This window comes from Actinosynnema sp. NPDC050801, from assembly GCF_040673975.1.
Taxonomy (GTDB): domain Bacteria; phylum Actinomycetota; class Actinomycetes; order Mycobacteriales; family Pseudonocardiaceae; genus Actinosynnema.
This window is the reverse complement of sequence record NZ_JBFAQZ010000003.1, coordinates 270128-295115: the sequence shown is the minus strand read 5'-3', so window position 1 is coordinate 295115 and position 24988 is coordinate 270128. Positions and strand designations below refer to the sequence as shown.

Genomic DNA, 24988 nt, shown 5'->3' with positions numbered 1-24988 from the left:
AGACGACGTGAGCCGTTCCGGATCGGTCGGGGTGATGCTGCCCCGCGACCTCCCGCCGGCGGGGGTGCTGCCGTTCGCCCGGCGTGCCGACGAGCTGGGGTTCGACGAGTTGTGGGTGGTGGAGGACCTGGGCTTCCGCGGCGGCGTCGCGCAGGCCGCGGCGGTCCTGGCGGTGACGGGGCGGATCCGGGTCGGCATCGGGCTGTTGCCCGTCGGCGCGCGCAACGCCGCGTTCGCCGCGATGGAGGTGGCGACGCTGGCCCAGCTGTTCCCCGGTCGGGTCGACATCGGCATCGGGCACGGCATGCCCGGCTGGATGCGGTCGGTGGGGGAGTGGCCCGCCAGCCCGTTGACGTTGCTGGAGGAGTACCTGGGCGCGGTGGCGGCCCTGGTGCGCGGTGAGACCGTCGAGCAGGCGGGTGGGTACGTGACCCTGGACGGCGTCCGCCTGGAGGACGCCTGCGTGCCGGCGGACCCGCCACGCCTGCTGGCCGGCGTGCGCGGCCCGCGTTCACTGGCCCTGTCCGGCCGGGTCGCGGACGGGACGATCCTGGCCGAGCCGACGACCCCGGAGTACGCGCGGGCCGCGTTGGCGCGGATCGGCGCGCGACGGCCGCACCGGCTCGTGGGCTACAACGTGGCCGCCGTCCACCCCGACGGCGCCGTGGCGGTGGACGCGGTCCGGGAGGGGTTGGCGTGGATCGGTGAGCCCGACTGGGCGCCGCACATCGAGCCGCTGCCGTTCGCGGAGGAGTTCGCCGCGCTGCGACGCGAGTGCGGCAGCCGCGAGGAGTTCGTGCGCAGTCTCCCGGCGGAGTGGGTGCGGCAGCTCGCGGTGACCGGCACGCCCGAGGACGCGCGGGCACGGCTGGACGAGCTGTTCGCGGCCGGTGTGGACAGTGCGGTGCTGTTCCCGATCGGCGACGACCCGGTGTCGGCCCTGCAACGGCTGGCCGCCGTCCTGTAAGTCCTACGAGGTGGCGGCGAGGGCGTTCGCGGTGAGAGCGCTCGACGTGGCGTCGTCGGCGGGGAGGTAGGCGACGAGGTGGTGGTCCTCGTCGCCGGGCACCGCCAGGCTCTCGTAGGCCAGCCGCAGCACGCCCGCCTCGGGGTGCCGCCACCGCTCCACGCCCGTTCCGACCGGCAGCACGGCCGCGGCGGCGAAGCGGCGGCCGAACTCCGCGCCCGCGGTGATGGACAGCTCCTCCACCAGCGCGGCCGCCGAGCCGTCGCCCAGGTCGGCGGCCGCGCGCAGGGCGGCGGCCCGTTCGTCGGCCACCCGGTCCCAGTCCGGGAACGCGGTGCGCGCCCTGGCGTCGCCGAACACGAACCGCGCCAGGTTGGGCCGGTCGACGTCGAGCAGGCCCGACGGCGCGGCGAGCCACCGGAAGCCGGCGGTCCAGGCGAGCAGGTCGCCCTGCGCGTCGGCGACGCACGCGGGCGTGGGCTCCAGCCGGTCGAGCAGCGCCAGCACGGTGGGGCGCACCGGGCGCGGTTCACCGACCGCCGAGCACACCGCGCCGCCCGCCTTCACCAGCCGGTGCAGGTGCACGCGCTCGTGCGGCGACAGGCGCAACGCGTCCGCCAACGCGCCGACGACCTGCGCGGACGGGTGGCGGTCGCGACCGCGTTCGAGGCGGGTCAGGTACTCGACGCTGACGCCCGCGAGCGCGGCCAACTCGGCCCGGCGCAAACCCGGCGTGCGGCGGCGCGCGCCGGTCGGCAACCCCACCTCGGTCGGGGTGATCGCCTCCCTGCGGGCGCGCAGGAACCCTCCGAGCGCGTTCACGATCGCCCAGTCTAGGTCGCCCGCACCGCAGAGGGGCCCTGTCGGGGCCTCCCTCCGGCCGAGCCGCCGTCGCAGGCTGTGCGTCATGACGATGAAGTACCGGCTCTTCGGCCAGACCGGTCTGCGCGTGTCCGAACTGCTGCTCGGCACCATGACGTTCAGCGACCCCGACGAGGCGCGGCGCATCGTGGACGCCTACGCCGACGCGGGCGGCAACGTGCTCGACACCGCGTCGGCGTACGGCGGCGGTGAGGAGCTGCTCGGCTCGATCGTGCGGCGACGCGACCGGTTCGTCATCGGCACCAAGTACACGCTGTCGCGCGACGCCGCCGACCCCAACGCCTCGGGCAACCACCGCAAGAACCTGATGGCGTCGCTGGACCGGAGCCTGCGCCGGTTGCGCACCGACCACGTCGACATCTACTGGGTGCACATCTGGGACCGGCACACGCCGATCGAGGAGACCATGCGCGCCCTGGACGACGCGGTGCGCGCCGGCAAGGTCCTCTACACCGGTGTCTCCGACGCGCCCGCCTGGGTGGTGGCCCGGGCCAACACGCTCGCCCAGTGGCGCGACTGGACCCCGTTCGCCGGCCTCCAGGTGCCCTACAACCTGCTGAAGCGGGACGTGGAGCGCGAGCTGCTGCCGATGGCCGAGGCGCTGGGGCTGAGCGTGACCGCCTGGGCCCCGCTCGCCGCGGGCAAGCTGACCGGGGCCACCGGCAGGCGGGTGGACCCCGCGACGCTCACCGGGTCGGAGCGCGCCGCGGCCCGTGCCGTCCGGGAGGTCGCCGAGGACCTGGGCGTGCGCCCGGCGCAGGTGGCGTTGGCGTGGACCCGCGCCAAGTCCCGCGCGGTGCTGCCGCTGGTCGGCGTGAGCAGCGTCGCGCAGCTCGACGAGAACCTGGCCGCGCTGGACGTCACCCTGCCCGACGAGGCGATCCGGCGGCTGGAGGCGGCGGTGGACTTCCGGCTGGGCTTCCCGTCCGACTTCATCGCCGAGTGCGAACCGTCCCCGTTCGTCTTCGGCGACACCGCCACCAGGGTCGAACCGCGCTGACCCCGCCGGGCGGGCACGGCCGCGCTGACCCCGCCGCGCTGACCCCGCCGGGCGGGGTCAGCGTTCTCAGTACGGGTGAGGACCGCCCATGCCGTAGTAGCTCGGGTCCGACGGCGGCTGCGATCGCGGTGGCTCGGGGGTTGGGCGGTCCTGCCCGTCGAGCGCGTCGAGCAGGCGGGTGTGGCGGAACTCGTACACCCCGCCGGTCTGGCGCAGCACGCCCCGCTGCCGGGCGTCCTCCAGGAACCCCAGCAGCCGCCACGGCACCAGGCCGACCGCCGCCAACGCGGTCCGCGCGAACACCCACCGCCCCCACGCGGTGCGGAAGAACAGGACCCACAACGTGACCAGACAGCCGACGAACGCGCCCAGTCGCAGCAGCGCGAGCAGGCTGTCCCAGTCCATCGGCGCCACGGCGCAGAGGCACGCGGCCAGTTCCACCACCACGAAGCACCGCACGAGCTTGACCAGTGTGTTGCGCCGGTCGGCGCGCAGCAGCGCGACCGGTGTGGGCGCGTCCTCGGAGAGGTCCACGACGAGGTGCGGCGTCTCCGACGAGATGAAGTTCGAGCCCAACCCCGCGGCGGTCATCGCGAACCAGAGCGCCACGAACGGCGCCAGCACGTACCTGAGCACGGCCGGGAGGTGCGCCCACGTCCACTCGCTCCCGCGAGGCGTGAACCTGATGTCCCGGGAGGGAACGCCGTTCCGGTTCACGTCCACGGTTTCGAGCGACAGGACCACACCGGACACCTCGCTCGCCACGACCAGGGCCGCCAAGACGAGCAGCATCACGGCGAGCGGCCCGGAGAGGCGCCGGAAGTGCACCCACGCCCGCAGCGTCGACCGGTGCCGCATCGGCGGTGTGTCGTCGGCGACCGCGAGCAGCACCGAGAGGACCCCGGCCACCAGACCGAACACGACGTTCTCCGGCCACCCGAACTCCGGGTAGGGGATGCCGAGCGCGACGGTGCCCAGCACGCCGGCGCCGACCAGCATCGCCAGCAGCAGGACCGGGTGGATGGCGTCGATCAACCGCCACCACGCGATCTCGCCGGCCCGCTTCTTCGACACGTGGATGAGGCCGCCGTAGTGGGCCATGTCCCCGGTGTGGCGGGCGAGGTAGGTGAGCCGGCGGCGGGCGCGGTCGGGGGAGTAGCGCGGCGGTGGCAGCGCCGGCGCTTCACCGGCGGCGGAAGGCGGGGCGGGGCCGGGCGCGTACACGGCGGGGATCAGCGCGTTCGCCAGGTGCTCCTCCAGCGCCGCGCGGTCGGTGAAGTCGAGCAGCTCGGCCGGGTCGTCGGCGGAGTTGGCGTAGACGGTGCGGGCCAGCCAGACCGTCAGCGGCGAGCCCATGGCCTGCCCGAGCGGCCCGTCCGGCTCGGCGCGCAGGGCGTCGAGCACCGGTTGCCACTGCGCGGCCCGTCGCGGTGACGCCGACGCGGGCAGGTAGTGGTCGACCACGGCGAGGTCGAGCGGCCGTGCCTCGACGACGGTCGCGGCGGTGAGCACCTGGCCCGCGTCGCCCGCGGCGGCGTCGTAGTCGTCGGTCCGGGACGTCACCACCAGGGGCGCGTCACCACCGAGTGCGCGGTTCAGCTCGCTCAGCGCCTCGGGCCGGACGGCCGGCGGCAGCTCGTCCAGCCCGTCGAGCACGGGCAGCACCCGGTGCGCGGTCACCAGCCGACGGGCCGCGTCGTGCGCCCGCAGGCCCGGGTAGTCCTCCAGCAGGCGGCGGATCAGCCAGGCGCGCAGGTGTTCGCGGCCCGGGGCCCAGTCGCGCAACGACAGCAGGACGGGGACCGGGTCGGACTCGCGCGCGTCCCGCAGCAGGGCCAGGACCAACAGCAGCGCCAACGTCGTCTTGCCCGCGCCCGGCTCGCCGAGCACGACGAGACGCCGCCGGGGCACCGCCCGGAACGCCGCCGCGAGTTCCACCGGGTCGTCGCTGTGCAGGGGCGGGCCGTCGGGCTCGCGCGGCTCCCAGCGCACCCGCAGCGGCACCGGCGTGAACAGGCGCCGCTCGGACGCCTCCTCCCGCCACTGCGCCGCGACGACCCGGCGCAGCTCCCGCGCCGCCTGGTCGAGCGGGGACGCCCCGCCGACGTGCACGTGCACCTGGTCGATGCGGCCCGCCTGCACCACGTGCTCGGCGGTGCCGGAGAACTCGTTGCGCGCCGAGTTCGGTTCGTCGGTGACCATCCGCGACCCTTCTGCGCCTCCCGGTGCCACCAGTAAACCGCAGCGGTCCGACGCGCTGGGCGAACGCCGCTCGGGTTACGTTCTCGGGCATGACGGACGAACGGCCGCCCGAGGGTGGTCACGGGGACGAGCCCGCGTGGGCTCGCTGGCAACGCCCCGGCCCCACGCCGGCACAGCAGCGGCAAGACGTGTGGCTGACGCTGGTCGCGATCGCGGGCACCTTCCTGGTGACCGCGCTGATCACCAGCATGGGCGCGAGCCCGTGGGAGGACGGACCGCCGCTGGTCGAGCAGTTCGCCTGGGGCCTGGCCCTGACCGCGCCGCTGGTCGTGCGGCGGCGGTTCCCCCTGATCGTGCTGTTCGTCGTCAGCGCGTTGTTCATCGCGGTGCAGGTGAGGCAGGTCGGCGACAACCTCGTGCCCTCCCTCGCCCTGTTCCTGGCGATCTTCAGCGCGGGCGCCTGGGGACGGGACCGGCGGCGGGCGCGGTGGGCGCGGCTCGCGGTGATCGTGGTGATGTTCGGCTGGCTCTGCTTCTCGCTGATGCGGTTCCTGCTGGCGCCGACGCCGTCGTTCGAGGACGCGGCCGGGCCGCTCGACCCGGTGCTCGCCACGGTCCTCTACGGCATCGGGATCAACGTGCTGTACTTCCTCACCGCGTACTTCTTCGGTGACATGGCATGGGTCTCCGCCCGCCGGCAGGCCGAACTGGAGCACCGCGCCGAGCAGTTGCGCCGGTCGCAGGAGCAGAACACGCGTGGCGCGATCGTCGCCGAACGCGTGCGCATCGCCCGTGACCTGCACGACGTCGTGGCGCACCACGTGTCGGTGATGGGGGTGCAGGCGGGCGCGGCCCGGCGGGTGCTCGACCGCGACCCGGACCTGGCCCGCGAGGCGTTGCGGACCGTGGAGGACACCGCGCGCACCGCCATCGGCGAGTTGCGCGGGCTGCTCGGCGTGCTGCGCGCCGACTCGGAGGACGACGTCCGCGAGACGGCGGGCGCGACGTCGTCGCCGGGGCTGGACCAGCTGCCCGAGCTCGCGGAGCAGGCGCGGTCCGCCGGGCTCGACGTGGACCACACCGTGTACGGCGAGCCGCGGCCGGTGCCCGAGGGCGTGGCGCTGTCGGTGTACCGGATCGTGCAGGAGTCGTTGACGAACGTGGTCAAGCACGCCGACGCGCGCCGGGTCGACGTGCGGGTGCGGTTCCTGGAGACCTCGCTGGAGGTCGAGGTCTCCGACGACGGCCGCGGCCGGGCCAACAAGGCCGTCGTCGGCGCCGGTTTCGGCCTGGTCGGCATGCGGGAACGGGTCGCGGTGCACGGCGGCGAGCTCGACGCGGGACCCCGCCGTGACGCCGGGTACCGCGTCCGTGCGAGGTTCCCCGCATGACGATCCCCTTGCGCGTGGTGCTCGCCGACGACCAGGACCTGGTCCGGGCGGGCTTCCGGGTGATCCTCGGCACCGAGGACGACATCGAGGTCGTCGGCGAGGCCCGCGACGGCGCCGAGGCCGTGGACGTGGTCGGCCGGCTCCAACCCGACGTGGTGCTGATGGACGTCCAGATGCCCGGCGTGGACGGATTGGAGGCCACCCGGCGCATCCTCGGCCCGGACGGCGCGGGCAACCCGATCAAGGTCGTCATCCTCACCACGTTCGACCGCGAGGACTACCTGTTCGAGGCCCTGCGGGCGGGCGCCAGCGGTTTCCTGCTCAAGAACGCCTCGCCGGAGGACCTGGTCGACTCGGTCCGGGTGGTCGCCCGGGGCGACGCCCTGCTGTCGCCGGAGGTCACCCGCCGGGTGATCGCCCGGTTCACCACGCCTGCCCGGGCGACGCCGTCGCGGCGGCCGGCGGAGCTCACCGACCGCGAGTTCGAGGTGCTGGTCCACCTCGCGCGCGGCGCGAGCAACGCGGAGATCGCCGGGGCGCTGTACCTGGGCGAGACGACGGTGAAGACCCACGTGTCGCGCATCCTGGCCAAGCTCGGCCTGCGCGACCGCACGCACGCCGTCGTGTTCGCCTACGAGCACGGGATCGTGGAACCGGGCCGGGCCTGACCGGCGTCCTCCGCGAGGATGACCCCGGCGGTCGATCTCGCGCCGGACGTGGCCGGGGCGCCGGGCGCATAGCGTTGGCGCCATGTTGACAGTGACGTCGGTCAGCCGGAGTTTCGGCGACCACCGGGTCCTCGACGAGGTGTCCTTCGAGGTCCGACCCGGCCGCATGACCGGGTTCCTCGGCGCGAACGGGTCCGGCAAGACCACCACCATGCGCATCATCCTCGGCGTGCTCGCCGCGCACGGCGGCACCGTCGCCTGGCAGGGCTCGCCGGTGACCGGCGCGGTGCGGCAGCAGTTCGGCTACATGCCGGAGGAACGCGGCCTGTACCCGAAGATGGGCGTCGCCGAGCAGATCAGCTGGCTCGGCCGGCTGCACGGCCTCGACCGGGAGGCGGCGCGGCGCAACACCGATCGCCTGCTCGACCAGCTGGAGCTGGGGCACCGGGCGCAGGACAAGCTCGAAGAGCTGTCGCTGGGCAACCAGCAGCGCGCGCAGGTCGCCGCCGCGCTGGTGCACGACCCCGAGATGCTGATCCTGGACGAGCCGTTCTCCGGGTTGGACCCGATCGCGGTCGAGACGGTGCTCGGCGTGCTGCGCGAGCGTGCCGCGGGCGGCGTGCCCGTGCTGTTCTCCAGCCACCAGCTGGCGGTGGTGGAACGGCTGTGCGACGACGTGGTCATCATCTCCGCCGGCCGGATCACGGTCAGCGGAGCGCGGGACGAGCTGCGCGCCCGGTACGGCGCCGCGCGGTTCGAGCTGGTCGTGACCTCGGACGCGGGGTGGGTGCGGGACGTGCCCGGTGTCCGCGTGGTGGACGTCGACGGTCCGCGCGTGGTGTTCGAACCGGACGGTGCCGCGGACGCGGACCAGGTGGTCCTGCAAGCCGCCCTGCGCCGCGGACCCGTGCGCAGCTTCACCCCCGTCGTGCCCACGCTCGACGAGATCTTCAAGGAGGCGATCTGATGACCGGCGTGACCCGGCAGGACGGCAGGCCCCGCGGTTTCGCGGCGGCCACCAAGCTGGTCGCCGAGCGGGAGATGAAGGCGTTCCTGCGCACCAAGGGCTTCTGGATCGGGCTCGCGGTGATCGTGGTGGGCCTGTTCGCGGCGTCGATCCTGCCGACCGTGTTCGACAGCGGTGAGACCAAGGTCGCCGCGGTCGGCGCGCGGGCCGCGGAGGCGTTGACCGACAGCGGTCTCGAGGTGCGCGAGGTCGCCGACGTGGCCGCCGCCGAGGCGCTCATCCGCGCGGAGGAGGTGGAGGCGGCGGTCGTGCCGGACACCACCGGCGAGTCCGCCACGGGGGTGCGCGTGCTGACGCTGAACGACCCGCCGACCGACGTGGTGGCCGCGCTGCGCACCGCGCCGCCGGTCGACCTGCTCGACCCGGGCGAGGTCGGTCGGGGTCAGCTGCAGCTCGCGAGCATGGTGTTCGCCCTGTTGTTCCTCATGTTCGGGATGGGCGGGGCGGCCATCGCCCAGAGCACGGTCACCGAGAAGCAGACCCGGATCGTGGAGATCCTGGTCGCGACGGTCCCGGTGCGCGCGCTGCTGGCGGGCAAGATCCTCGGGCACGCCCTGCTGACGATCGGTCAGGTGCTGGTGATCGCGGTGGCCGCGCCGGTCGCGTTGCGGCTGGGCGGGCACTCGGAGCTGCTCGCCGCGATCGCGCCCGGGCTGGGCTGGTTCGTGCCGTTCATGGTGCTGGGGTTCGTGCTGCTGGCCGCGATGTGGGCGGTCGCCGGGTCGCTGGTCAGCAGGCAGGAGGACCTGGGTTCGAGCATGGGCCTGGTGATGCTCCTGGTGATGGGACCGTACTTCGGCGTGATGTTCTTCTTCGACAACGCCACCGTGCTCACCGTGCTGTCGTTCCTGCCGTTCTCGTCGGCCATCGCGATGCCGGTGCGGCTGTTCGCCGGCGAGGCGGCGGTGTGGGAACCGCTGGTGGCGCTGGGGTTGCTGGCCGGGTCGGTGGTGCTGATCGTGGTGCTGGCGAGCCGGGTGTACTCCAGGTCGCTGCTGCACACCGGCGGCAAGCTCGCCCTGAGCAAGGCGTGGGCGCGTCAGGAGTGACGGCCGTCGTGACCACGGGGTCGTGGACACCATCGGGGTCGGACCGGCCGGCTGATCGGGGAGCCGGGCGGCTCGGAGGGCCCGTGCGTGCGGGGGCGCGTGCGGGCCCTTCGCCGTGGTCACGCAAAGTTACGGGCAACGGGCCTCAGTCGGATGCCGTATAGGGGGTGACCGAGTGGAGGAGGTGTCACGTGGACGATCGGGACCGAGAGTTCCGGGCGTACTTCGAGGCACGGGTGGCCGTCGTCCGACGGACCGCTTTCTTGCTGTGTGGTGATTGGCACCGGGCCGAGGACCTGGCGCAGACGGCGCTGGCCAAGGTCTACGTGCACTGGGGGCGGTTGGACCGGGACGGACGGGTCGACGCGTACGTGCGCAAGGTGCTGGTGAGGGCCGTCATCGACGAGTCGCGGTGGCGGGGGAGGCGGCCGGAGACGGTCGTCGAGGCGGTGCCGGAGGTGGCCCAGGCGTCGACGGGGGTCGAGGAAGCCATGGACGTGCGGCGCGCGTTGGCCGCGCTGCCGCCCAGGCAACGGGCCGCGGTCGTGCTGCGGTACTGGGAGGACCTGCCGGTGGCGGAGACGGCGGCGGCCCTGGGCTGCAGCGAGGGAACGGTGAAGAGCCAGGTGTCCAAGGGTTTGGACGCCCTGAGGCGTGCGCTGGCGACCAGGCGGACCGTGCTGTGGGAGGGCTCGTGAGCGACGAGGTGCGCGACATGATCCGGTCGGCGTTGGCGGACGAGCCGGAGCTGGGCGTGGAGTTCGACCGGGTCGTCCAGGACGGGCGCAAGCGGCGGGCACGGCGGCGGTTCGGCGTGCTGTCCGCGGCCGCGGCGGGGATCGTCGCGGTGGTCGCGGTGACCTTCGCGGTGAACGGGAGCGCCGGGCAGACCTCGGCGCCGCCCGCCGATCAGCTGTCGACGGCGCCGACGACGACCGCGACGACGACCGTCGCGGCTTCGCCGGGCTGCGCCGTGCCCGCGATGACGGGCGGGTTCCCCGACCTGCCGCGCGGCACCGCGACGCCCGCGGAGCTGGCCGAGTCGGGTCGGCTCACCGACGCGTTCAAGCAGTTCGCGCTGCCGCTGCCGCCGGGGGTCGAGGCGACCCCGTTGCAGCTGTGCGCGATCGCGGAGAGCTGGGGCGGCGACTTCACCCTCACCGGTGATCGGACGGTCATCGTCTACGTCAGGTCGGCCGGTGGCCAGCCGCCGGGCGAGTGCGTGCGCTACGGGCCGGACACCGTGTGCTCGACCAGGACGTTGCCGGACGGGTCCACGGCGCGGGTCATCGTGGAGCCGGGCGCGGAGGCGACGTTGGTCAGCGCCGACGTGTGGCGCACCGACGGGACGTACGTGCACGTCATGGAGACCGGCGGCATGGGGTCCACGACCAGGGTGCTCACCGACGACCAGCTGATCGCCATCGCCGCCGCGCCCCAGCTGAAGGTGCAGTGGGCGGGCCGGCCGGTGCCCGCGGCGCCGTCGGACCGCCGTGCCGCCGAACTGGACCCGGTGCTGGCGGGCGCGCTGCCCGCCGGGCTCAGGGCCGAGCCGGTGCCCGGTGGGGACGGGGCGTTGAAGTTCCGCATCAGGCAGGGCGGCTACCGGGCGATGGCCAACCTGACCGACGCGGCGGGCAGCGGTTGGGTGATGGTGGAGCTGCAGAAGCCGTCCGACGGCGCGGTGGACTGCGGCGGCCGGGCCACGTGCCGCCTGGTCGACCTGTCCGGCGGCCGCAAGGCGGCGGTGGAGACCCAGACGGAGGGCGGCCGGTCCAGGCTCTTCCTGAACGCCCGGGCGGCGGACGGCACCTGGATCACCATCCACACGTCGAACGTCGCCGACGACGGCAGTCGGTCCGACACCCCGACCCGGCCCACCGTGCCGCTGGGGGAGGCGGACTTGATCCGGATCGCGGAACTGCCGGCCCTGCACTGGTGAGACAACGGTGGTGCGGGCACGGGAATCGTGCCCGCACCACCGTTCACCGCTATCGCTGGGTGATGTCGGACGGTGAGTAGAGGCAGTTGACGCCGTCGGCGCCTTCGCCGATCTTCTTCGGCTCGCTGCCCTTGGGCACGCCCTGGTACTTCTCGCAGATCGTCGTGCTGCCGTAGACGGTGATGCGGGAGAAGCGGGCGGTGTCGCCCCAGTTGGTGTTGATGCCCGCCAGCACCTTGGTGGTGCGGGCGGTGACGCCGTCGAGGACCACGTGCCGCTGGTAGGACGTGGAGCAGTTGCCGCAGGCGCGGTAGAGCTTGCCGCTGCTGTGGACCTGGAAGTTGCGGATGGTCACGGTGCCCGCGCCGTTGTGCTGGAAGACCTTGTCCGCGCCGGACTTCGCGCCGCCGCCGTCGACCAGGTAGGTGGCCGAGGAACTGCTCGACTTGAACGTCGCGGCGTCCTCGCCGACGTCGTTCCACCAGACGTTGCGGATGGTGCAGGAGCCCTCGCAGTGGATGCCGTCGCCGGCGGGCGCGTCGATGATGACGTTCTGGATCGTGCCGCCGTTGGCCACGACGAACATCGGGTCCTGGCTCTCGCCCTGGCCGCCGTCGCCGATGCCGTAGTAGCGCTTCATCCCGCCGTCGAAGAAGGTGCCGGCGTTGCGGGTGGTGGGCGTGTGCACGCTGCCGGTGTCGGTGGGCCACGGGCCGCTGCCGTCACCGCCGCCACCGGGGTTGGTCGTGGTGGTCGTCGTGCGCGACGTGGTCGAGGTCGACGTGGAGGTCGAGGTCGACGTGGAGGTGCCGGTCGGCGAGCCGGTGCACGTCACGCCGTTGACCTTGAACGAGGTCGGTGCCGGGTTGGAGCCCGACCACGAGCCGTTGAAGCCGGGCGTCGTGGACGCGCCGGTGGCGAGGGAACCGTTCCAGCTCGCGTTGCGCACGGTCACCGTGCTGCCCGACTGGCTGAATTCACCACCCCACATCTGGTCGACGCGCTGGCCCGCGGTGAAGGTCCACTCCAGGGTCCAGTTCGACAGGGCGTCACCCAGGTTGGTGATCGTGACGTTGGCGCTGAACCCGCCGCCCCACTGGTTGGTGACGGTGTAGTCGACGCGGCACCCGACGGCCGCGTAGGCGCTCTGACCGCCCGCCACCACCATTGCCGCGGCCATCGCCGTCACCGAGGCCGCGGCGGTGATCGCGGCGAACCGACCGGTCAACTTTCTCTTGGGCGTACCAGTTCGTGGACTCATGCGTCGCCTCCTTGCGAGCAGGGTGGTCATACCGTCCTGGGAGCGCTCCCAGAAAACATTAACCCCGCCACGCCGGAATCAATAGAATTTTCACGCACGTGAATTCGGTTATTGTTTCGACTCATTCGACGAAAGTGCGTCGATCACCGTCGAGAGGAAGCCGGCCGCATGTCGACCAACCGACCCCTGATCGCCGTCACGGGCTCCACCGGACACCTCGGCGGGCGCGTCGCCCGCCGCCTCGCGGACGCGGGCACCACGCAGCTGCTGCTCGTCCGCGACCCCGCCCGCGCACCGCGGCTGCCCGGGACCACCGTCGCGGAAGCCGCGTTCGCCGACCGCGACGCCGTGCGCCGGGCCCTGGACGGCATCCCGACGGTCCTCATGGTCTCGGCGTCCGAATCAGCCGACCGGGTCGACCAGCACCGCGCCTTCGTGGACGCGGCCGCGTCGGCCGGGGTCGGGCACCTGGTCTACACGTCGTTCGTGGGCGCCGCGCCGGACGCCACCTTCACGCTCGTGCGCGACCACTGGGCCACCGAGCAGCACATCCGGGCCAGCGGCATGGCGTTCACGTTCCTGCGCGACAACCTCTACGCCGACTTCCTGCCCGGCATGGTGGGTGACGACGACGTGCTGCGCGGTCCCGCCGGTGACGGTCGGGCGGCCGTCGTGGCGCAGGACGACATCGCCGACGCCGCCACCGCCGTCCTCACCGACCCGGCCGCGCACGCGGGCCGCACCTACGACCTGACCGGGCCGGAAGCGCTCACGCTGCACGGTGTCGCCGCCGTGCTCTCCGAAGCCACCGGGCGCAGGATCACCTACCACCCGGAGACCGTCGAGCAGGCCTACCGCTCACGCGCGGGGTACGGCGCGCCCGACTGGCAGGTCGACGCCTGGGTCTCCACCTACACCGCCATCGCGAACGGGGAGTTGGCCGAGGTGAGCGACGCCGTCCCCGCGTTGACCGGGCACCCCGCCACGTCGTTGGCCGACCTGCTGCGCGGCCGCTGAGCGGACCGGCCGACGGCCCGCCCGGCGGCACTTGCCTCAGCGCGCCAACGGGATCTCGAAGTGGAGGGTCTGGAAGCTGATGGGGTCGCCGTCACGGGCGTCGTACACCTCCTCCGCCACGGACCGCCAGAACGGCTCGGCCCCGGCGATGCGCGTGTCGGTGTGCAGGTACAGCCGCTCGTAGCCCGGCGTCGCCGCGACGAACCCGGTGGCCATGTCGACCAACGCCCGCGCCAGCCCCGCGCGGCGGTGGTCGGGCCGCACGTACACGCGGAACAGCTGCGCCGTGCTGCCGTCCGGGTAGCGCGCGGCCAACCAGGCGGGGTGCGGCGGGCTGGCGGGCGCCGTGGCGCGCACGCCGGTGGTACCCACCACCTCGTCGCCCTTGACCGCGACGAACAACGCGTGCCGCTCGGACCGCAGGTACGCGCGTTCGAGGTCGATCACGTCGCCGTGCCACTCGGGCCGGTAGCCGTAGCCGAACTCCTGGTAGAACGTGTCCAGCATGACGCTGCGCGCGCCGTCCAGATCGGACTCCGCAGCGCGCCGGACCTCGTATGGTCCTACTTCGCGGTGGTACGAGGTCATGTCTTCTTCTCCTCTGTTCCTTCCATCGAGCGGCCCAGCAGGCCGGTGGTCACCGGGTGGGTGGGGGAGCCGAGGACGTCGCCCGCCGGTCCGTGCTCGACGACGCGCCCGCCGTGCAGCACGGCGACGCGGTCGGCCAGCCGTGCGACGACGGCCAGGTCGTGGCTGATCAGCACGACCGTGCAGGTGAGCGCGGCGAGCTGGTCGAGCAGGCTCGCCTGGGTCAGGGTGTCCAGACCGGACGTGATCTCGTCGCACACCAGCACGTCCGGCCGGGCCAGCAGCGACCGCACCAGCGCGGCGCGTTGCAGCTCGCCGCCGGACAGCCCGGCCGGTCGGCGGGTCACGGTGGCCTCGTCCAGCCCCACGGCCGCGAGTTCCGCCAACGCCACCGCACGCGCGTCGGCCACCCCACCGAGCCGCACGGCGGTCCGGCCGACCTGGTCGAGCACCGTGCGATGGGCGTCGAACGACGCGCGGGCGTCCTGGAACACGTACTGCACCGCGGCCAACTCGGACCGCGAACGACGGCGCAACGACCGCGGCAGCGGACGCCCGTCCAGCAGCACGTCACCGGTGAACCCGGCGTGCAGCCCGGCCAGGCACCGGGCGAGCGTGGTCTTGCCGCTGCCGGACCGCCCCACGACCGCCAGGCATTCGCCCGCACCCACCCGCACGTCCACGTCGTGCAGCACGGTCGTGGCGCGGTGCCGTGCGGTCAACGACCGCGTCCGCAGCCGGGGCGGCACGGCCGGACGCCCGGCGGGCACCGTGACGCGGGGCTGTGCCGCGACCAGCGCGGCCGTGTAGTCCGAGCGCGGCCGGTCGAGCACGTCGGCCGTCGGACCGGCCTCCACGACCCGGCCCGACCGCAGCACGACCACCTCGTCGGCCATGGCGCGCACCACGTCCAAGTCGTGCGTGAGCAGCACCAGCGCCACCCCCTGCGCCACGACCGACGACAGCTCGTCCACCACCTCGGCCCGCGTGATCGGGTCCTGCCCGGTGGTCGGCTCGTCCGCGACGAGCACCGCCGGGTCGCCGACGAGCGCCTGCGCCAGCACCACCCGCTGCTGCTGCCCGCCGGACAGCTCGTGCGGGTAGCGCCGCAGCAGCTCGACGGGCACCCTGGCCCGGCGCAGCGCGGTGGCGATCAGCTCGTCCCGGTCGCCGGCGTGCAGCGCGGCGATCTCCCGGAACACGCCGCCGAGCCGCCGCACCGGGTTCAGCGCCGCCGACGGCTGCTGCGGCACGAACCCGACCCGCCCGGCCACCGTGATCCGCCCGGTCACGGTCACCCCCGGCGCGTGCTCACCGAGCAGCGCGAGCCCGGTGGTGGTCTTGCCGCTGCCGGACGCGCCGACCAGCGCGACCACCCGCCCGGCGGACAGCGCGAAGCCGACCCCGTCGACCAGCGTCCGGGTCCCGGCCACCGCGCGCAGGCCCTCGACGTGCACCACCGGCGTCACGACCGCGCCTCCGCCCGCAGCGCCCGGTCGAACACCAGGTTCAGCCCCACCGACAACGCCACGATCAGCAGCGCGGGCACGACCACCGCCCACGGCTGGATGAACAGGCCCACCCGGTTGCGGTCGACCATGACGGCCCAGTCGGCGGCGTCCGGCGCGACACCGACGCCGAGGAAGCTGGCCGACGCCACCAGGTACAGCGCACCGGTCAGCCGCACGCCCAGGTCCGCGGCCAGGGTCCGCAGCATCGACCGTCCGGTGTAGACGATGGATGTCCGCCACCACGTCTCGCCCTGCAACCGCATCGCCTCCAGTGCCGGACGCCCGGCGATCTCCAGCGCGGCGGCCCGCGAGATCCGCGCCACGTCGGGGAAGTTGACCAGCGCCACCACGCCGACGAGCACCGGCAGCCCGGGTCCGGCGATGGCGGCCACCAGGATCAGCACCAGCAACGACGGCACCGCGAGCAGCAGGTCGAGCGGCCGCATCAGCACCTCGTCCACGATTCGCAGGCGGGTCATCGCGGCCACCACGCCCCACGGCACGCCCACAAGGTAGGAGGACACCGTCGCCAGCAACGCCACCAGCACCACCGTCTGCCCACCGGCGAGCACCTGGTGCCACACGTCCCGGCCCACGAAGTCCGTGCCCAGCGACGAGTTCGGCATGAACGGCGCGCCGCGCGTCAGCTCGTCCGGCACGAACCAAGGCCCCAGCAGCGCCAACGCCAACGGCACCACCAACAGCAGCCAGCCGACGCCCTTCACGCGATGGCCACCGATCGCGGCGCGAGCCGGAACACGAGCAGGTCCGCGACCAGGTTGACCACCACCGTGGTCACCGCGAACACCACCGCCAGCCCCTGCACGACCGGCAGGTCACGGCCCGCGACCGCGTCCACCAGGATCGTGCCCAGGCCGGGGATGACGAACACCGCCTCGACCACGATCACGCCACCCAGCAGCCAGTCGGTGGTCCGCGCGACCTGCTGCACGGCGGGCGCGAGCGCGGTCGGCAACGCATGCGCGAACCGGACCCGCGTGACACCGATACCCAGCCGCCGCGCGTGCCGGACGTAGTCGGACGCCAGGGCGTCGATCATCCCGGCCCGCACGAGCCGGCTGATCGAGCACAACGGCCGCGCCACCAGCACCACCAGGGGCAGCACCAGCACGGCGGGCTGCCCGAGCAGGTCCGCGCCCACGGCCGTCGGCGGCAGCCACCGCAACTGCACCCCGAACAGCGCGATGAGCACCACGGCCAGCGCGAACTCCGGGATCGAGTGCAGACCGACGGTCACCGTCGTGACCGCCCGGTCCAACGGCCCGCCCTCGCGCAACGCCGCCAGCACGCCCAGCAGCACCGCTGCCGGGATCAGCAGCACCAGGGCGAGCACCGCCAGCACGAGCGTCGGCCCCAGCCCGTCGTGCAGGAACTCGGCCACCGGCCGGCCGGAGATCAACGACTCGCCGAAGTCGCCCCGCGCCAACCCCCACAGCCACGACCCGAACCGGTCCAGCGCGGGCCGGTCCAGGCCCATCGCCGCCCGGATCTCCTCGATCCGCCGCGGGTCCGGGTTGTCGCCGGCCAACGCCACCGCCGCGTCGCCCGGCAGCGCCTGCACCAGCAGGAACACCAGGGTCACCACGGCGAGCACCTGGACCGCGCCGATGGCCAGCCGCCGGGCGGCGTACCGGCGCAGGCTCATCCCAACCACACCTTGTCGAACCGCGCCCAGTCCAGCGTGTTCGCGGGCGCGGTGGAGATGCCGCCGACGTTCGGGGCGGCGCCGACGATCCAGTCCGCGAAGCCCCACATCAGGTAGCCGCCCTCGGTGTGCAGAGAGCGCTGCATCTCCCGGTACACCGCGTCCCGTTCGGCCGCGTCCACCGTGGACACCGCCTTGTCGTAGAGCGCGTCGAACTCGGGCCTGGCCCACTTGGTCACGTTGGTGCCCGAACCGGTCAGCAGGCGCTGCGCGATGTGCGTCTCGATCGGCATCGCGCCGGACCGGAAGCTCGACAGCGAACCGTTCTTGAGCGTGTCGGACCAGTAGCTGTCCTTGTTGCCGGTGACCACCTCGATGGTCAGCCCGGAGCCCTTGACCTGGTCGGCGAACACCGTGGCGGCCTCGACCATCCCGGCTGCGGCGGTGGAGGTGTCCAGCTTGACCGTCAGGCCTTCGGCGCCGGCCCGGCGGATCAGGAACTTCGCCTTGTCCAGGTCACGGGTGCGCTGCGGGATGTCGTCGGCGTAGTGCTGGTAGCCCTTGCCGAACAGGTCGTTGCCCACCTGGCCGCTGCCCGCCAGCACCGACTCGACCAGTTGCGGCCGGTCGGCCAGCAGGAACAACGCCTCCCGCAGGTCGCGGTTGTCGAACGGCGGCCGGTCCAGCTTCATCGCGAACGCCTGCACGGCGCTGTTGGGCGCCCGGTGGATCGCCATCCGGTCACCGGCCGCGTGGCTGCGCGCGGTGGTGGGGGTGAGGTCGTGGGCGTACTCGACCTGGCCGCCGAGCAGCGCGTTCGCCCGCGCCGACTCCTCGTTGGCGATGACGAACTCCAGCTCGTCCAGGTGCGGCGCGCCCTCCCAGTACCCGTCGTGCCGCTTGAGCAGCACCGACTTGCCCGGCTCGAACGACACGAAGCTGAACGGGCCGGAGCCGACCGGCGCGGTGAAGTCCTCGGTGCCGGCGGGCACGATGTACGCGCCGAACGCGGCCAGCACGTTGGGGAACTCCACGAACGGCCGCTTGAGCGCGAACTCCACCGTCCGGTCGTCCACCGCGCGGCTGTTCGGCAGGTCGATCAACGCCAGGCTGGACTTGGCCCGGAACGCGCGGCCGGGGTCGAGGATGCGCGCGTAGCTGGCCAGCACGTCGTCCGCGCGCACGGGCTGCCCGTTGTGGAACGCGGCCTGCCGCAGGGTGATCCGCCAGCGGGTCAGGCCGGCGTCCGGCTCCCACTTCTCGGCGAGTCTGGGCTGCGCGGCGACGTCCGGGCCGAGGTCGGCGAGCTTGTCGTACAGGGCCTTGGACCGGGCGGCCTCCACGAACAGGTTCGCCAGGTGCGGGTCCAGCACCTCCTTGGCCCCACCGCCCGCGAACGCCGCGCGCAGCCGACCGCCGTTGCGGGGCGTGGACGCGGCGGAGGTCGGGCCCTCGGCGGTCCCGCATCCCGCGAGGGCGGCGATCGAGAGGCCGGCGGTGAGGCCGAGGAAACCGCGGCGGTTCAGCGAATGCATGTCTTTCCCTTCAATGGCACAGGCTTGGTGGCGCAGGCGTGGTGACGCAGGCTTCGTGGCACGGGCTCGGTGACGCAGGCTTGGTGACGAGGACTCGGTGGCACGCGCTCAGCGGCGCGGGCTCAGTGGCGCAGGCGCGCGACGAGGTGCAGGCGGTCTCCGAAGAGGTCCTCGCGCAACTCGGCGTCGGGCACCCACGGTTCGTCGGTGCGCGGCCCGGGCGAGTCGAACAGGGCGAGCACGTCGAACCCGGCGTGGTCGAGGAAGTACCGCAGCTCCTGCGGGAACAGCAGCCGCCACGCCGAGCGCTGCACGAGCGGCTGGGCGCCGGGCCACCACCACTCGCGGCGGCGGCGCAGCAGTTGGGCGGCGTGGTCGATCCACAGCCTGGTGTGGGAGGTGTAGGACACGCCTTCCCAGACGACCGTGCGGCTGCGGACGCCGTCGAGCAGTTCGGTGTTGCCCAGGAAGAACGCGCCGTTGCGCATCTCGGCCACCAGCAGGCCGCCCGGTTCGAGGTGGTCGCGGCAGCGGCGCAGGAAGTCGTCCAGGTCGGCGTTGGTGTGGCAGTACAGCAGCGCGCTGTCCAGGCACGTGATCACGTCGAACCGGCGGCCCAGGTCGAACGTCCGCATGTCGCCGAGCACGAACTCGGCCGCCGGGTGGTGCGCGCGGGCGTGCCGGACCATGCGCTCGGAGCTGTCCAGCCCGACGACCTCGTGGCCCAGGCCCGCCAGGTGGCCGGCGTCGCGGCCCGTGCCGCAGCCGACGTCCAGCAGGGTGCGCCCCGCCCCAAGACGGCCGACCTCGGAACGGCCGGCCCCGAACCGGGTCACGACGTCGTGCGCGAACCGGGCGGCGACGTGGTCGGGGTCGGGGAACTGCTGTTCGTAGAGGCCGGGGTTGTCGGTCAGCAGGTTCTCGCTCATCGGGCCACCTCTCGGTTCGCGGTCAGCACGCCGCGGCGGTGCAGCCAGGCCAGGGCCGCCGCGCACCCGAGCCCGACGCCCACGCACAGCAGCGACGCCACCGGTGCCGACCACCCGAACACCCAGCCGATGGCCGCGTTGCCCAGGGCCGCGGCCAGTCCGGAGACCAGGTAGAACACGCCGAAGTACGTGCCCGCCAGGCCGGTGCGGCCGAACTGCGGGATCAGCTCGTAGACGAACGGCTGCGCGATCATCACACCGGCCGACAACAGCAGCGCCGCCACCAGCACGGGCGTGATGCCGCCGAGCGGGACGACGTGGCCGGCCGCCGTGGCGAGGAACCCCAGCCCCATCACCGCGAGCCCGAGCGTGATGGCCCGTCCTCGCGCGAACCGGTCCAGCGCCCTGGTGATGCGCACCTGGAACAGCAAGGTCGCCACCGTGGACACCAGGAACACCGCTGCGACGGCGAACGACGAGCCGGACAGCCGGCGTGCTTCCAGCGGCAGCACGAGGTAGAGCTGGTTCTGCAGCACGAACATGCCGGTCAGGGCGCAGGTGAAGGCGAGGAAGCGGCGGTCGGACAGGCACTCCCGCCAGTCGTCGAGCACGGTCCCCTCGTGCGCCGCGGCGGGCCGGTGGGGCAGCACGACCGCCTGCGCGACGGTCAGCAGGGCGAAGATCCCGGCGGCCACCAGGGCGGCGATCCGGAAGTCCCACAGCATGAGCAGCCCGCCCAGCAGCGGCCCGGTCAGCGCGCCCGCCTGGCCGTAGGCGTTGAACAGGGCGAACGCGCCCGCCCGGTCGTCGGACTCCTCGGCGATGTAGGCGCGCACCGCCGGGTTGAACAACGCGCCCGCCAGTCCGCTGAGGACGGACGCGGCGAGCAGCACGGCGATCGACTCGCCCGCCGCGAACAACCCGAACCCGACCGCGCGGACCGCGCAGCCCGCGATGATGACCCGGCGCGGCCCGAGCCGGTCGGACGCCGAGCCGCCGACGAGGAACATCCCTTGCTGGCTCAACGTCCGCACGCCGAGCACCAGCCCGATCGTGGCCACCGACAGGCCGAGGTCGCCCAGGTGCGTGGCCAGGTAGGGGATCAGCAGGTAGAAACCGGTGTTCACGCCGAACTGGTTGACCAGCAGCACGCGCACCGGCAGCGGGAAACGCCTCATGGGGCGGCCTTCGGGAGCACGCCGAGACCGGGCGCGCCGGACAGCCGCAGCGTGCCGTCCTCACCGCCGATCCCGGTCCACGGGTCGTCGGCGAGCAGCAGGTGTCCGTCGAGGTCCACCCACCGGGCGTGTCCGGTCAGGTGCACCGCCGGTGCGATGCCGAGCGAGCTCGCCACCAGGCAGCCCAGCATCACGTCCAGCCCGCACGCGTGCGCGACGGCGATGATCTCGCGGGCGGCCGTGATCCCGCCGCACTTGGCCAGCTTGACGTTCACCCCGTCGACCAGGCCGGTCAGCGCCCGCACGTCCGCGGCGGTGGCCGCGTCCTCGTCCGCGATCAACGGCACCGGGCAGCGTTCGCGCAGCCACGCCAGCTCGTCCCAGCGGCCGGGCGGGAGCGGCTGCTCCAGTGCGTCGACGCCGGTGAGCTGCTCGACCACCCGCACGGTCTGTTCGGCGGTCCACCCGCCGTTGGGGTCGAGGACGAGCCGGGCGTCCGGCGCGGCCGCGCGGACCGCTCGCACCGCGGCCACGTCGTGCTCGCCGCCCACTTTGACCTTCAGCAGGGTGAACCCGCGCCCGGCCAGTCCGGCGGCCTCGGCGGCGGCCGTGGCGGGTGGGCCGATGCCGATCGTGCGGGCCGTCGGCACGTCCGTCCACTGTGGAATGCCGACGGAGGCGTGCACGGGCAGCCCCTGCGACAACGCCTCCAGGTCGTGCAGCGCGGTGTCCACGGCGGCGAGCACACCCGGCGGCAGCTCGGGCAGGCGTTCCCGGAGGTCCTCGGGACCGTCGCAACCGGCCACCACGGGCGCCAGCCCGCGCAGCAGCCCGACGATCCGCTCCACGTCCAGACCGTAGTACTGGCTGGTCACCACCTCGCCGTGACCACGCAGCCCGTCGTGCTCGACCACCACGCGCACCGCGTCCCGACGGGCCATCACCGACCGCGAGATGCGCAGCGGCGACCGCAACAGCAAGCCGTACACCGTCCAGTCGAGCCTCACGCCGGCACCCCGACCGCCTTGGGCGCGTACACCGACCGGCACCGGGCCCAGCTGGTGACCTCGATCCCGGCGGTGTCCGCGATCTCCACCGGGCGGTCCTCCGGCGTGCCCAGCAGGCCCCGCGCCCGGCAGAAGTCGTCGTCGAAGATGGTGCCCAGGTAGCGGTGCGGGCCGTCCGGGAAGATCGTCACCACGGTCGCGCCCGGCTCGACGCGCGCCACCCACGCCGACACCAGGGCGACCGCGCCGGTGCTCCAGCCGCCGGTGACGAAGCAGTCCCGCGCCAACCGGCGGCACGCGTCCACCACCTCGACCGGACCGAGCCAGTGCACCTCGTCGAACTGCTCGTAGGCGACGTTGCGCGGGTGGATGCTGCTGCCCAGTCCCCGCATGACCCGCGACCGGGCGGGTTGGCCGAAGATGGTCGAGCCGACCGTGTCCACGCCGATCAGCCGCACGTCCGGCCAGTACCGGCGCAGGGCCGTGACGACGCCGGCGCTGTGCCCGCCCGTGCCGACGCTGCACACCAGCACGTCCGCGTGGTCGAGCTGCGCCGCGAGCTCCCGCGCCAGTCCCGCGTACCCGGCGGGGTTGTCGGGGTTGTTGTACTGGTCGGGCCAGTACGCGCCGGGCAGCCCGCGCAGCACGGCGTGCAGCCGGTCCAGCCGGGCCTGCTGCCAGCCGCCGGTCGGGTGCGGCCGGTCCACGACCTCCAGCCGCGCGCCGTGCGCGCGCAGCAGCGCGCGCATCGACGGCTCCAACTCGTCGTCGACCACCAGCACCACCGGGTGCCCCAACGCCTGGCCGGCGAACGCCAACCCGAGGCCGAGCGTGCCGCTGGTCGACTCCACGACCACCGCGCCGGGTGCCAGTTCGTCGCGCTCCCGTGCGGCCAACAGCATCGCGACCGCCGAACGTGCCTTCATCCCGCCCGCGCTCAGGCACTCCAGCTTCGCCCAGAACCCGCCGTGCCGGTGGGGCAGCGGCGTGTCGATGCGGGCGACCGGGGTGTTGCCGAGCAGGTCGAACAGGTGGGGGTTGCGCCGTGCGGTCACCGGACCCGTCCGGGGGCGCGGTAGTGGTGCAGCGTGGTCGGGCCGCCGTGCAGCCAGAAGAACGGGAACGGCTCCGCCGACACGGCCGTGACCCCCGAGCCGAGGAACCACGGCACGATCGCGCTCGCGGTCTGGGCGAACACCACCAGCGGCCGGTCGGCGGCGACGGCGGCGCGCAGCAGCGGTTCGAAGCTGCCGTTGCCGACCGTCATGCCGGAGGCCAGCACCAGGTCGCAGTCCTCGACGGCGGCCTGGGCGTCGGTCACGATCGGCTCGTCCCACTCGGTGCGACCGCCCTTGAGGTCGCACGGCACGTACCGCAGACCGCGGGCGCGCAGGTGGTGCAGCAGGGAGTTCACCACGCCGACGACCAGCACCCGCTGCCCGGGCTCGGCGTCCAGCAGGTCGACCACGGCCGACGCGCGGGCCATCGACTTGGCCAGGGAGTCACCGGACCCGATGACGACGTGCCGGGCGTTGGCGAGGTGGTGCGGGTGCGCGTGCATCAGGTACGCGTCCAGCACCGCCGTGCGGATCGCGGCGTCGGGGTGGGTGAGCAGGTCCGCGACGTTCTCGCCCACGCAGTCGGTCACGGCCGCGTCGTCCGCCTCGTCGGGTTCGACGGCGCACGAGCCGACCGCGTCACCGATCCGCACGCTGACCACGGTGTTGCGGTACGCCCGGCCGCGCGAGACGTGCCGCGCGCCCTGTCTCGTGGTGAACGCGACGCTCACCCGGCACTCGGCCGGATCGGGGCCGAGCGCGCCCGCGCGCGCCAGCGCGACGAGTTCCGTGACGCCCGACAGCGGGCGCCGGTCGGCCTGCGCGGTCACGCGTCGCCCTCCGCGTAGCGCACCGCCAGCGCGCCGACGGCTCGTTCCGCGCGGTCACGGGCATCGGTGTCGGGCGAGGTGACCATGACGTGCCCGAGGTAGCTGTTGTTGCTGGTCGGCTCACCGGCGCGGTGGCCGGCGGGCTTCGCCGCCCAGTCGACGACCTCGGGGTTCGCGGCCAGGGTGTCGACGCCGTCGATCCCCGCCACGACCCCGGAGCGCGGCGGCAGCAGGAACGAGATGGCGGCGCTGCGCACACCGGTCTCCCGCGGCCGCAGGTCGGGTTGGCGGCCGACGGCGAGGTCGGCGAACGCGGAGGGCAGGTCGATCCCGGTGACCCGGCGGACCAGTTCGGTGATCCGGTTGCCCGCCGGGCGCGGGTTGACCTCGATCAGCCGCGGTCCGTCGGCGGTCAGCTTGACCTCGGTGTGCGCCACCGCCCGGTCCAGGCCGAGCGCGTCGATCGCGCTCACCGCGGTGTCCACGGCCGCGTCCCGGTCGGCGTCGCTCAGCGCGGCCGGGAACATGTGGCCGCTCTCCACGAACCACGGCTGCCCGGCCAGGCTCTTGTCGGTCACCCCGACCACGTAGGTCGTGCCGGCCACGGTCACCGTCTCCACGCTCACCTCGGGACCGACCAGCAGCTCCTCCAGCAGCACCGTCGGCACCCGCTCCTGGCCGCGCGCGTTGACCGGGAACCCCTCCAGGGCCAGGTACGCCTCGCGGAGCGCGGCCTCGTCCCGCACCTCGCGCACGTGCATCCCCGCGCACAGGTCGACCGGTTTGACGACCAGCGGGTAGCCCAGCTCGGCGGCGGCCTTCGCGGTCGCGTGCCAGTCCTCGGTGAGCGCGAACCGGGGGCCCGGCACGCCCGCGGCGGCGGTGGTCGTCCGGGTGAGGTCCTTGCGGTAGGCGCGTTCGACGGCCTTGGGGTCCGATCCGGGCAGGCCGAGGTGCGCGGCCACCGCGGCGACGGTGGAGAGGTAGTAGTCGCAGGAGGAGATCACGCCGTCGAACGCCAGCACGTCGTGCATCCGCTCCACGTAGGACAGCAGCGCGGGCAGGTCGTTGGTCTCGGCGGTGAGCACGTTCTCCGCGGCCAGCAACGGGTGCGGGTGCGTCGGCGCGGCGCGCAGGTAGTGCGGCAGGTCGCGGGTGAGGAACGTGAACCGGTGGCCGGACTCGTGGATCGCCCGCGGCAGCAGCGAACTCATCGCGCCGACCCAGCTCTCGATCATCAACAAGTGCGCCACGCGTGCTCCTCCGAAGGGGCGTCGGGA

Annotated in this window: 23 protein-coding genes; 9 read left to right on the top strand and 14 right to left on the bottom strand. The window is 73.5% G+C overall.

Going from position 1 to position 24988, the window contains the following annotated elements; all coding sequences use genetic code 11:
* Positions 1–7: 7 nt before the first annotated feature.
* Positions 8–967, top strand: a complete 960-nt coding sequence (locus AB0K14_RS09370; protein WP_360465196.1) for an LLM class flavin-dependent oxidoreductase — start codon at positions 8–10, stop codon at positions 965–967.
* A gap of 3 nt (positions 968–970) precedes the next feature.
* On the opposite strand, the gene AB0K14_RS09365 is transcribed toward AB0K14_RS09370, so the two are convergent.
* Positions 971–1789, bottom strand: a complete 819-nt coding sequence (locus tag AB0K14_RS09365; protein WP_360465198.1) for a helix-turn-helix transcriptional regulator — start codon at positions 1787–1789, stop codon at positions 971–973.
* Positions 1790–1874: 85 nt separating this feature from the next.
* Here AB0K14_RS09365 and AB0K14_RS09360 point away from each other — a divergent pair, with 85 nt between their 5' ends.
* Complete coding sequence (locus AB0K14_RS09360) at positions 1875–2849, top strand: aldo/keto reductase (RefSeq protein ID WP_360465201.1); 975 nt, start codon at positions 1875–1877, stop codon at positions 2847–2849.
* A gap of 66 nt (positions 2850–2915) precedes the next feature.
* Here the strand turns inward: AB0K14_RS09360 and AB0K14_RS09355 are convergent, their stop codons facing one another.
* Positions 2916–5051 (bottom strand): NACHT domain-containing protein, encoded by a 2136-nt coding sequence (locus tag AB0K14_RS09355; RefSeq protein WP_360465204.1) that lies wholly within the window; start codon positions 5049–5051, stop codon positions 2916–2918.
* Positions 5052–5140: 89 nt separating this feature from the next.
* Here AB0K14_RS09355 and AB0K14_RS09350 point away from each other — a divergent pair, with 89 nt between their 5' ends.
* The 6 genes from AB0K14_RS09350 (at position 5141) to AB0K14_RS09325 (ending at position 11128) form a co-directional block, all read left to right on the top strand.
* Positions 5141–6442, top strand: coding sequence for a sensor histidine kinase (locus AB0K14_RS09350; RefSeq protein ID WP_360465207.1), 1302 nt, complete (start codon positions 5141–5143; stop codon positions 6440–6442).
* On the top strand, positions 6439–7110 hold the full coding sequence (locus AB0K14_RS09345; protein WP_360465210.1) for a response regulator transcription factor: 672 nt from the start codon (positions 6439–6441) through the stop codon (positions 7108–7110). Before AB0K14_RS09350 ends, AB0K14_RS09345 begins: the two co-directional genes overlap by 4 nt.
* Before the next feature lie 82 nt (positions 7111–7192).
* Positions 7193–8077, top strand: a complete 885-nt coding sequence (locus AB0K14_RS09340; RefSeq protein ID WP_360465213.1) for an ATP-binding cassette domain-containing protein — start codon at positions 7193–7195, stop codon at positions 8075–8077.
* Positions 8077–9186 (top strand): ABC transporter permease, encoded by a 1110-nt coding sequence (locus tag AB0K14_RS09335; RefSeq protein ID WP_360465216.1) that lies wholly within the window; start codon positions 8077–8079, stop codon positions 9184–9186. Before AB0K14_RS09340 ends, AB0K14_RS09335 begins: the two co-directional genes overlap by 1 nt.
* A gap of 191 nt (positions 9187–9377) precedes the next feature.
* A complete protein-coding gene (locus AB0K14_RS09330; RefSeq protein ID WP_360465219.1) occupies positions 9378–9884 on the top strand; it encodes a SigE family RNA polymerase sigma factor in 507 nt (168 codons plus the stop codon).
* Positions 9881–11128: a hypothetical protein gene (locus tag AB0K14_RS09325; protein ID WP_360465222.1), complete on the top strand. Its 1248-nt coding sequence runs from the start codon at positions 9881–9883 to the stop codon at positions 11126–11128. The genes AB0K14_RS09330 and AB0K14_RS09325 overlap by 4 nt, the downstream gene beginning before the upstream one ends.
* Before the next feature lie 49 nt (positions 11129–11177).
* Here AB0K14_RS09325 and AB0K14_RS09320 read toward each other — a convergent pair whose 3' ends face one another.
* On the bottom strand, positions 11178–12389 hold the full coding sequence (locus tag AB0K14_RS09320) for a pectate lyase (protein ID WP_360451327.1): 1212 nt from the start codon (positions 12387–12389) through the stop codon (positions 11178–11180).
* Between the two features lie 168 nt (positions 12390–12557).
* On the opposite strand from AB0K14_RS09320, the gene AB0K14_RS09315 reads away from it, so the two are divergent.
* A complete protein-coding gene (locus tag AB0K14_RS09315) occupies positions 12558–13406 on the top strand; it encodes an SDR family oxidoreductase (protein WP_360451324.1) in 849 nt (282 codons plus the stop codon).
* A gap of 36 nt (positions 13407–13442) precedes the next feature.
* On the opposite strand, the gene AB0K14_RS09310 is transcribed toward AB0K14_RS09315, so the two are convergent.
* The 11 genes from AB0K14_RS09310 to AB0K14_RS09260 all read right to left on the bottom strand — a co-directional run bounded on the left by AB0K14_RS09310 (position 13443) and on the right by AB0K14_RS09260 (position 24961).
* Positions 13443–13994 carry a GNAT family N-acetyltransferase gene (locus AB0K14_RS09310; RefSeq protein ID WP_364337779.1) on the bottom strand — a complete coding sequence of 184 codons (552 nt, stop codon included), beginning with the start codon at positions 13992–13994 and terminating at the stop codon, positions 13443–13445.
* Entirely contained in the window at positions 13991–15463 is a 1473-nt protein-coding gene (locus AB0K14_RS09305) for an ATP-binding cassette domain-containing protein (protein ID WP_360451318.1), read from the bottom strand. Before AB0K14_RS09305 ends, AB0K14_RS09310 begins: the two co-directional genes overlap by 4 nt.
* Positions 15460–16230 (bottom strand): ABC transporter permease, encoded by a 771-nt coding sequence (locus tag AB0K14_RS09300; protein WP_360451315.1) that lies wholly within the window; start codon positions 16228–16230, stop codon positions 15460–15462. Before AB0K14_RS09300 ends, AB0K14_RS09305 begins: the two co-directional genes overlap by 4 nt.
* Positions 16227–17171 (bottom strand): ABC transporter permease, encoded by a 945-nt coding sequence (locus AB0K14_RS09295; RefSeq protein WP_360451312.1) that lies wholly within the window; start codon positions 17169–17171, stop codon positions 16227–16229. Before AB0K14_RS09295 ends, AB0K14_RS09300 begins: the two co-directional genes overlap by 4 nt.
* The gene (locus AB0K14_RS09290; RefSeq protein WP_360451309.1) at positions 17168–18706 is read right to left on the bottom strand and encodes an ABC transporter substrate-binding protein; all 1539 of its coding nucleotides are present in this window, start codon (positions 18704–18706) and stop codon (positions 17168–17170) included. Before AB0K14_RS09290 ends, AB0K14_RS09295 begins: the two co-directional genes overlap by 4 nt.
* Positions 18707–18828: 122 nt before the next feature.
* Positions 18829–19635, bottom strand: coding sequence for a class I SAM-dependent methyltransferase (locus tag AB0K14_RS09285; RefSeq protein ID WP_360451306.1), 807 nt, complete (start codon positions 19633–19635; stop codon positions 18829–18831).
* The gene (locus tag AB0K14_RS09280) at positions 19632–20813 is read right to left on the bottom strand and encodes an MFS transporter (RefSeq protein ID WP_360451304.1); all 1182 of its coding nucleotides are present in this window, start codon (positions 20811–20813) and stop codon (positions 19632–19634) included. Before AB0K14_RS09280 ends, AB0K14_RS09285 begins: the two co-directional genes overlap by 4 nt.
* Positions 20810–21820 (bottom strand): enolase C-terminal domain-like protein, encoded by a 1011-nt coding sequence (locus AB0K14_RS09275; protein ID WP_360451302.1) that lies wholly within the window; start codon positions 21818–21820, stop codon positions 20810–20812. Before AB0K14_RS09275 ends, AB0K14_RS09280 begins: the two co-directional genes overlap by 4 nt.
* On the bottom strand, positions 21817–22875 hold the full coding sequence (locus AB0K14_RS09270; protein ID WP_360451299.1) for a PLP-dependent cysteine synthase family protein: 1059 nt from the start codon (positions 22873–22875) through the stop codon (positions 21817–21819). The genes AB0K14_RS09275 and AB0K14_RS09270 overlap by 4 nt, the downstream gene beginning before the upstream one ends.
* Complete coding sequence (locus AB0K14_RS09265) at positions 22872–23708, bottom strand: DUF364 domain-containing protein (protein WP_360451296.1); 837 nt, start codon at positions 23706–23708, stop codon at positions 22872–22874. The genes AB0K14_RS09270 and AB0K14_RS09265 overlap by 4 nt, the downstream gene beginning before the upstream one ends.
* A complete protein-coding gene (locus AB0K14_RS09260; RefSeq protein ID WP_360451293.1) occupies positions 23705–24961 on the bottom strand; it encodes an ATP-grasp domain-containing protein in 1257 nt (418 codons plus the stop codon). Before AB0K14_RS09260 ends, AB0K14_RS09265 begins: the two co-directional genes overlap by 4 nt.
* Positions 24962–24988 lie beyond the last annotated feature (27 nt).

What these genes read in the sequence shown, in the direction of transcription:
- AB0K14_RS09360 (WP_360465201.1), top strand. Translation starts at nt 1,875, where the DNA reads ATGACGATGAAGTACCGGCTCTTCGGCCAGACCGGTCTGCGCGTGTCC.
- AB0K14_RS09355 (WP_360465204.1), bottom strand. Translation starts at nt 5,051, where the DNA reads ATGGTCACCGACGAACCGAACTCGGCGCGCAACGAGTTCTCCGGCACC.
- AB0K14_RS09350 (WP_360465207.1), top strand. Translation starts at nt 5,141, where the DNA reads ATGACGGACGAACGGCCGCCCGAGGGTGGTCACGGGGACGAGCCCGCG.
- AB0K14_RS09345 (WP_360465210.1), top strand. Translation starts at nt 6,439, where the DNA reads ATGACGATCCCCTTGCGCGTGGTGCTCGCCGACGACCAGGACCTGGTC.
- AB0K14_RS09340 (WP_360465213.1), top strand. Translation starts at nt 7,193, where the DNA reads ATGTTGACAGTGACGTCGGTCAGCCGGAGTTTCGGCGACCACCGGGTC.
- AB0K14_RS09335 (WP_360465216.1), top strand. Translation starts at nt 8,077, where the DNA reads ATGACCGGCGTGACCCGGCAGGACGGCAGGCCCCGCGGTTTCGCGGCG.
- AB0K14_RS09320 (WP_360451327.1), bottom strand. Translation starts at nt 12,389, where the DNA reads ATGAGTCCACGAACTGGTACGCCCAAGAGAAAGTTGACCGGTCGGTTC.
- AB0K14_RS09315 (WP_360451324.1), top strand. Translation starts at nt 12,558, where the DNA reads ATGTCGACCAACCGACCCCTGATCGCCGTCACGGGCTCCACCGGACAC.
- AB0K14_RS09310 (WP_364337779.1), bottom strand. Translation starts at nt 13,994, where the DNA reads ATGACCTCGTACCACCGCGAAGTAGGACCATACGAGGTCCGGCGCGCT.
- AB0K14_RS09295 (WP_360451312.1), bottom strand. Translation starts at nt 17,171, where the DNA reads ATGAGCCTGCGCCGGTACGCCGCCCGGCGGCTGGCCATCGGCGCGGTC.
- AB0K14_RS09290 (WP_360451309.1), bottom strand. Translation starts at nt 18,706, where the DNA reads ATGCATTCGCTGAACCGCCGCGGTTTCCTCGGCCTCACCGCCGGCCTC.
- AB0K14_RS09285 (WP_360451306.1), bottom strand. Translation starts at nt 19,635, where the DNA reads ATGAGCGAGAACCTGCTGACCGACAACCCCGGCCTCTACGAACAGCAG.
- AB0K14_RS09280 (WP_360451304.1), bottom strand. Translation starts at nt 20,813, where the DNA reads ATGAGGCGTTTCCCGCTGCCGGTGCGCGTGCTGCTGGTCAACCAGTTC.